The sequence below is a fragment of the Rhodococcus sp. BS-15 genome (assembly GCF_000813105.1).
GTDB lineage: Bacteria > Actinomycetota > Actinomycetes > Mycobacteriales > Mycobacteriaceae > Rhodococcoides.
This window is the reverse complement of sequence record NZ_BAOX01000269.1, coordinates 1-6,729: the sequence shown is the minus strand read 5'-3', so window position 1 is coordinate 6,729 and position 6,729 is coordinate 1. Positions and strand designations below refer to the sequence as shown.

General features: G+C 65.0%; 6 protein-coding genes, 4 tRNA genes and 1 pseudogene. 8 read left to right on the top strand and 3 right to left on the bottom strand.

All coding sequences use genetic code 11. The annotated features are described in order from the left end of the window. Positions 1-27: 27 nt before the first annotated feature. The 3 genes from RHBS_RS22215 to RHBS_RS22205 all read right to left on the bottom strand — a co-directional run bounded on the left by RHBS_RS22215 (position 28) and on the right by RHBS_RS22205 (position 299). Positions 28-102 (bottom strand) — tRNA-Val (locus tag RHBS_RS22215). Positions 103-139: 37 nt separating this feature from the next. Beyond that, positions 140-210, bottom strand: a tRNA-Cys gene (locus RHBS_RS22210). Positions 211-227: 17 nt separating this feature from the next. After that, a tRNA-Gly gene (locus RHBS_RS22205) sits at positions 228-299 on the bottom strand. 243 nt (positions 300-542) lie between these two features. On the opposite strand from RHBS_RS22205, the gene RHBS_RS22200 reads away from it, so the two are divergent. From RHBS_RS22200 to RHBS_RS31020, 8 genes and pseudogenes are all read left to right on the top strand, one after another. Further along, a tRNA-Val gene (locus RHBS_RS22200) sits at positions 543-614 on the top strand. A gap of 116 nt (positions 615-730) precedes the next feature. Next, positions 731-1,132, top strand: a complete 402-nt coding sequence (locus RHBS_RS22195; RefSeq protein WP_128646443.1) for a TIGR02611 family protein — start codon at positions 731-733, stop codon at positions 1,130-1,132. Positions 1,133-1,234: 102 nt separating this feature from the next. After that, on the top strand, positions 1,235-3,295 hold the full coding sequence (thrS, locus tag RHBS_RS22190) for a threonine--tRNA ligase (RefSeq protein WP_128646442.1): 2,061 nt from the start codon (positions 1,235-1,237) through the stop codon (positions 3,293-3,295). A gap of 2 nt (positions 3,296-3,297) precedes the next feature. Further along, positions 3,298-3,840: an HIT domain-containing protein gene (locus RHBS_RS22185; protein ID WP_121869988.1), complete on the top strand. Its 543-nt coding sequence runs from the start codon at positions 3,298-3,300 to the stop codon at positions 3,838-3,840. 25 nt (positions 3,841-3,865) lie between these two features. Continuing rightward, positions 3,866-4,549, top strand: coding sequence for a phosphatidylinositol phosphate synthase (pgsA, locus tag RHBS_RS22180; RefSeq protein ID WP_121869987.1), 684 nt, complete (start codon positions 3,866-3,868; stop codon positions 4,547-4,549). Next, on the top strand, positions 4,546-5,451 hold the full coding sequence (locus RHBS_RS22175) for a phosphatidylinositol mannoside acyltransferase (RefSeq protein ID WP_128646441.1): 906 nt from the start codon (positions 4,546-4,548) through the stop codon (positions 5,449-5,451). The genes pgsA and RHBS_RS22175 overlap by 4 nt, the downstream gene beginning before the upstream one ends. Beyond that, complete coding sequence (locus RHBS_RS22170; RefSeq protein ID WP_128646440.1) at positions 5,448-6,572, top strand: glycosyltransferase family 4 protein; 1,125 nt, start codon at positions 5,448-5,450, stop codon at positions 6,570-6,572. Before RHBS_RS22175 ends, RHBS_RS22170 begins: the two co-directional genes overlap by 4 nt. Continuing rightward, positions 6,572-6,729, top strand: a pseudogene (locus RHBS_RS31020) (exopolyphosphatase); the annotation flags it as partial. The gene RHBS_RS22170 and the pseudogene RHBS_RS31020, both read left to right, overlap by 1 nt.

Sequence of the window (6,729 nt, the reverse complement as noted above, 5' to 3'; positions counted from 1 at the left end):
GAAAGGGGGCCTGACCTGGTATTTCTATGGTGCGCGATACTGGGATTGAACCAGTGACCTCTTCCGTGTCAGGGAAGCGCTCTCCCGCTGAGCTAATCGCGCGTGTCCTCGCATCGGTCTTGCAACCGATGCACTAGCGAGGTGGAGACGGGAATCGAACCCGTGTGCACGGCTTTGCAGGCCGTTGCCTCACCACTCGGCCACTCCACCATGGGTCGAGACCCTCGAGCGGATGACGGGATTCGAACCCGCGACCCTCACCTTGGCAAGGTGATGCGCTACCACTGCGCCACATCCGCATACCCCGGAGGCGTTCACTGCTGGGCAGTTGCTGTCTCCGTGGTGCGGGGAAAACATTAACCCAACGGGAGTGAAACTCACAAATCTCGTGGTCAGCAGCGGAATTCGAACGATTCACGCATGTGAAAGATGTGAAAGCAGAGGCGAGAGCAGCCCAGTGGAGCCGGTCCGGCGACGTATTCGGTGATCGGGCAGGCGATTCGGTTCGCCGCGGCACCTCGTGTTAATGTTTTGCCTCGTTCGGTCCCGTGGCTCAGTGGGAGAGCGTCCGCTTCACACGCGGAAGGTCGCTGGTTCGATCCCAGCCGGGACCACAGAAAAGAAGGTCCACACCGCCCGTCGGTGTGGGCCTTCTTGCGTTCGGGGCCGGTAGCCTGAGCCGGTGAGCACCGAACAAGCGAAGCCCCAGGCCGTCGCCGACCAGGGTCCGATGGACACAGCCAAGGTGAAACACCGGCGCTTCCGGGCGCGCATCGCCGAGAACAAGTCTCTCGATCTCGCGTACCGAATCACGGTCGGTGTCGTCGGAACAGTCGTGTTGGTGCTGGGTGTACTCGCCATTCCGTATCCGGGGCCCGGCTGGTTGATCGTCTTCGCGGGCCTGGGCATCCTGGCCTCGGAATTCGCCTGGGCCAAGAGTGCGCTGCGATTCGTCCGCAAGAGATACGACGCATTCATGGCGTGGTTTTCGACGCAATCGATGTTCGTCAAGGGCCTCGGCGTTCTGTTCACCACGGTCGTCGTGCTGGCAACGCTGTGGCTGCTGGGCACGTTCGCGTTGGTCGGGGGCTGGATCGGGCTCGACTGGACGTGGCTCGAAAGCCCGATCTGACTTCACGCGTCGCGCTGAGGCCAATCGAGTGGACCGTTGCCGATAGGCTGTCGGAGGCCTTCCTGGCCAGAAGAATCGATCGAGGAGTACATCGCTGTGAGCATGCCCGTTGTCGCCGCCGTTTCGCCCGCCCGCATCATGGTGCCGGCAGGAACGACGGCAGGTACGGCGCTCCGCGACACCGGCCTGCCGAACAAGGGACCCGACGCCGTCGTCGTGGTGCGCGATCCCGACGGCAAGCTCCGTGACCTGTCGTGGGCACCGGAGGGCGACACCGAGGTCGAGCCCGTTCCGGCGAACACCGAGGACGGACGAAGCGTCATCAGGCACTCGGCTGCGCACGTGTTGGCGCAGGCCGTTCAGGAGCTCTTTCCCGACGCCAAGCTGGGCATCGGACCGTTCATCAAGGACGGCTTCTACTACGACTTCGATGTGCAGCAGCCGTTCACTCCCGAGGATCTGACGGCACTAGAGAAGAAGATGAAGCAGATCGTCAAAGCCGGACAGCGGTTCTCGCGTCGGGTGTACGAGTCGGTGGAGCAGGCCCGCGAGGAGTTGGCGAACGAGCCGTACAAGCTCGAGCTTATCGACGACAAGTCCGGCATCGACGATCCCGAGGTCATGGAGGTCGGTGGGGGAGAGCTGACCGCCTACGACAACCTCAATCCCCGGACCGGCGAGCGCATCTGGGGCGATCTGTGCCGCGGACCGCACATCCCCACCACCAAGTACGTGCCCGCGTTCAAGCTCACCCGCAGTTCGGCTGCGTACTGGCGCGGCAACCAGGACAACGCCGGCCTGCAGCGCATATACGGAACGGCATGGGAGTCCGCCGAAGCGCTCGATTCGCATCTCGAACTGCTGGCCGAGGCGGAGCGTCGCGATCACCGCAAGCTCGGGTCCGAGCTGGACCTGTTCAGCTTCCCCGACGAGCTGGGCTCCGGTCTTCCGGTGTTCCATCCGAAGGGTGGTGTGATCCGGAACGAGCTGGAGAACTACTCGCGCCAGCGGCACATCGAAGAGGGCTACGAGTTCGTCAACACACCGCACATCACCAAGGGCCATCTGTACGAGGTCTCGGGTCACCTCGATTGGTATCGGGACGGCATGTTCCCGGCGATGCACCTGGACGCCGAACTCGACGAGAACGGCGACGTGCGCAAGCCCGGCCAGGATTACTACCTCAAGCCGATGAACTGCCCGATGCACAACCTGATCTTCCGTTCCCGCGGCCGCTCGTACCGCGAACTGCCGTTACGTCTGTTCGAGTTCGGCTCGGTCTACCGCTACGAGAAGTCCGGCGTCATCCACGGTCTGACCCGCGTGCGCGGTATGACCCAGGACGATGCGCACATCTTCTGCACCCGCGCACAGATGCGCGGCGAGCTCACCAGCACCCTCGAATTCGTTCTCGGGCTGCTCAAGGACTACGGCCTCGACGACTTCTACCTCGAACTCTCCACTCGCAACCCGGAGAAGTCGGTCGGTAGCGACGAGGTCTGGGAAGAAGCGACCAACACCCTCGCCGAGGTGGCGGCGGCGTCGGGCCTGAACCTGGTGCCCGATCCGGGTGGGGCTGCGTTCTACGGACCGAAGATCTCGGTGCAGGCCAAGGATGCGCTGGGGCGCACCTGGCAGATGTCGACCATTCAGCTCGACTTCAACCTGCCCGAACGCTTCGAGCTCGAATACACCGGCTCGGGTGGAACCAAGGAGCGACCGGTGATGATTCACCGCGCGCTGTTCGGTTCCATCGAGCGTTTCTTCGGGGTGCTCACCGAGCACTACGCGGGCGCGTTCCCGGCCTGGCTCGCACCGGTACAGGTAGTCGGAATCCCGGTTGCCGAGGTGTACCAGGACCACCTGTTCGCGTTGGTGAACGAGCTGAAGAAGCGTGGCGTGCGCGCCGAGGTCGATGCCAGCGACGACCGGATGCAGAAGAAGATCTTCAACCAGACGGCGCAGAAGGTTCCCTTCATGCTCCTCGCCGGCGAACGCGACGTCGAAGCCGGTGCCGTGAGCTTCCGATTCCGGGACGGCACGCAGGTCAACGGCGTCCCCGTGGCTCAGGCCATCGCTATCGTCACCGACTGGATCTCGCAGCGCAACAACGCATCACCGACCGCCGAGCTCGTGCAGACCGAACCCGCAGGAGTGAGCTGATCATGTCGGAACAGGACGAGTCGATCGTCGCCACCGGGGCCGGTGAGCCCGATCGGCTGCAGCGACTGTGGACTCCGCATCGGATGTCCTACATCGCCGAGGCCCCCCAGGGCTCGGCGAAGTCGAACGAGCCCTTCTCCGACATTCCCAAGATGAGCGACGAGGACGGTCTGGTCGTCGCACGAGGCGAATCGGTGTACGCGGTACTCAACCTGTACCCCTACAACCCCGGCCACGCGATGATCGTGCCGTACCGCCGCGTTGCGGCACTGGAAGATCTCACGCCCGCGGAGAGCGCCGAGTTGATGGCGTTCACGCAGCAGATGATCCGCGTCATCAAGCGCGTGTCGCGTCCGCACGGGTTCAACGTCGGACTCAACCTCGGCGCTGCCGCGGGCGGGTCGCTGGCCGAGCACCTGCACCAGCACATTGTGCCCCGATGGGGCGGCGACGCGAACTTCATCACCGTGATCAGCGGCGCAAAAGTCATGCCGCAGTTGCTCCGCGACACACGGGCCCTGCTCGCGTCGGCCTGGAACGAATGAACCACAGGCGAGAGGAGCACGCGCCGTGCTGAGCATTTTCGGCCGTGCGCCGGTCTCGAAGGTGACCGCCCCGCTCGGGCGCGCCCTCAACAGCACTGGGCTCACCCCCAACTCGGTGACGATCATCGGCACCGTCGTCACCGTCACGGCCGCGGTGACGATGTACCCCGCCGGTTACCTGTGGTGGGGTTCGGTCGTCATCACCCTGTTCGTGTTGTTCGACATGCTCGACGGTGCCATGGCGCGCGCTCGAGGCGGTGGCACCAAGTACGGTGCGGTCCTCGACGCGACGTGCGATCGAGTGGCCGACGGTGCGATCTTCGGCGGATTGGCCTGGTGGGCGGTGTATTCCGAACAGGACAAGCCGCTGCTGGTGGCCACCCTGATCTGCCTGGTCACCTCCCAGGTGATCTCCTACGCCAAGGCGCGCGCCGAGGCCAGCGGACTCTCGGCCGACGGTGGTTGGATCGAACGCCCCGATCGCCTGGTCATCGTTCTCGTCGGTGCCGGGTCGACCGGCGTCGGACGGCATTTCGACATTCCGTGGCTGGACAGCGTGATCTACCCGGCAATGTGGATCCTTGCCGCCCTGAGCATCGTGACAGTACTCCAGCGTGTTCTCGCGGTTCGTGGATCCGAGGGTGCTCGCGACATCATCGTGCCTCCGGTGGCACCGGCATCCGACGACGGCGACGTGGCCGCGTCGTGAATCTCTCCGACAGAGCGAGCGACGCGGGCTACGCGGCCGGTTGGCGACTGGTCCGGTCTCTGCCCGAGCCAGTGGCACGACGCCTGTTCGATCGCGGGGCCGACTTCGCGTCGACGCGCAACGGTGGGCCGGATCAGCTGCGTCGCAATCTCGCTCGCGTCCTGGGGACCACTCCCGCCGAGGTGCCCGACGAGCTGATACGCGACAGTGTTCGCTCCTACGCCCGGTATTGGCGCGAGGCGTTTCGGTTGCCGTCGATGGATCTGGCTGCGCAGGCCGCGGTCATCGATCGGTGTGTGAACGGCAAGGAACATCTCGAAGGTGCCCTCGCGGCCGGCAAGGGAGTGGTGCTGGCGCTGCCGCACAGTGGCAATTGGGACATGGCCGGAATGTGGCTGGTGCGCACGCACGGTGGGCTCTCGACCGTCGCCGAACGGCTGAAGCCGGAATCTCTGTACCAGCGATTCGTCGCCTATCGGGAGAGCCTGGGCTTCGAGATCTTTCCGCTCAGCGGCGGTGAGCAGCCTCCCCTGCTCGCACTGTCCGAGAGGCTGCGCCAGAACAAGGTCGTCTGCCTGCTCGGCGAGCGAGACCTCGCCAAGCACGGAGTGCCGGTCACCTTCTTCGGCGAACCGACCCGGATGCCCGCGGGCGCCGCGAAACTTGCGATCGACACCGGAGCGACGCTGCTGCCGGTGCACGGCTATTTCGACGGCGACGGCTGGGGATTCGACATCTCGCCCGCAGTGGACGTCTCGGCCGGAGTCGGGCCTGCCACCCAGACGTTGGCCGATCATTTCGCTGCCGGAATCCGAGCCCATCCGGCGGACTGGCACATGCTGCAACCGCTGTGGATGAGCGACTGGTCGGCCGAGCGACGCGCCCGAATCGAGGGCGCGTGAAGATCGGCATGGTGTGCCCGTACTCGTTCGATGTTCCCGGTGGAGTGCAAGCACACGTTCAGCAGTTGGCCGAAGTGTTCATCGAACGCGGACATCGCGTCAGCGTTCTCGCTCCGGCGTCCGACGACGTCGAGTTACCGGACTTCGTGGTGTCGGCGGGCGAAGCACTCGCCATTCCCTACAACGGATCCGTGGCGCGGCTGCGATTCGGACCGGTCACTTATTCTCGAATCCGTAAGTGGATCTCCGACAACGATTTCGACGTGCTGCACATCCACGAACCCAACGCGCCCAGCCTGTCGATGTTGGCGCTCAAAGCAGCGGACGGCCCGATCGTGGCAACCTTCCACACCTCGACGACGAAGTCCTTGGTGCTCAGCACCTTCCAGGGTGTGCTGCGTCCGTACCACGAGAAGATCAGCGGCCGGATCGCCGTGTCCGAACTCGCCCGGCGCTGGCAGGTCGAAGCCCTCGGATCCGACGCCGTCGAGATCCCCAACGGAGTCGACGTGCCCGCATTTGCCGATGCCCCTGTGCTGGAAGGCTATCCACGCACCGGTCGCACAGTGCTGTTCCTCGGCCGGTTCGACGAACCGCGCAAGGGAATGGCCGTCCTGCTCGGCGCACTTCCCACCCTCGTCGAATCCCATCCCGACATCGAGATCCTCATCGTCGGCCGTGGCGACGAGGACAAGCTACGCAAGGACGCCGGTGCACTCGCATCGCACCTGACGTTCCTGGGGCAGGTGGACGACGCGACCAAGGCATCCGCGATGCGCAGCGCCGACGTCTACTGCGCACCCAACCTCGGCGGTGAGAGCTTCGGCATCGTTCTCGTCGAGGCCATGGCCGCCGGAACACCCGTGGTGGCAAGCGAACTCGACGCCTTCCGGCGAGTGCTGCGGGACGGCACCTGCGGGTTGCTGGTCCCGATCGACGATTCCGGTGCCGTCGCCGCTGCAGTGACCTCGATCCTGTCCGACGACGCCGTTCGTGCGCGGCTGGTCGACGCCGCCTCGGCGGCCGTGGCCACCTACGACTGGCCCGTCGTCGCCGAGCAGATTCTGCGTGTCTACGAAACCGTCACCCTCGGGGGCCAGAAGGTGCGGGCGGCGAACTGATGACCCTCTCGGCACTGACGATCCTGGTACTCGGGCTGGTCGCGGTACTGATCCTCGCGGTCGGCCTGTGGGCCTACGGAACGGCGAACCGACTCGACCGCCTACACGTGCGCACCGACCTCGCCTGGCAGGCGCTCGACGCAGCACTTGCCCGCCG